General features: G+C 49.6%; 1 pseudogene. It reads right to left on the reverse strand.

Annotated elements, in window-relative coordinates:
- Positions 1-244 (reverse strand): annotated as a pseudogene (locus tag CF394_RS00245) (DNA repair exonuclease); the annotation flags it as partial.

Consider the following 244-nt stretch of genomic DNA (forward strand, 5'->3'; position numbering starts at 1 on the left):
ATGAAACGGCGCGTCAGTCGACCTCCGATAGCGTGCGGCTTGGTTTTCCGTCACGGCTCTGGTCTGATAGCTGAAACCGTAAATGCTTGCTATGCGCCTGCCTTCCTTATAAAACGATTTTTCTTCAGGAACTGCGGACGAAAAAATATGGACATTCTCAGGCCATTCAATCGGCGTCCACTCCCCGCCAAGATGATCGTGGTTCCCAAAGATCACATAAACTGAAATCCCGCATTCTCTCAGT

Source organism: Tetzosporium hominis, from assembly GCF_002265435.1.
Lineage (GTDB): Bacteria > Bacillota > Bacilli > Bacillales_A > Planococcaceae > Chryseomicrobium > Chryseomicrobium hominis.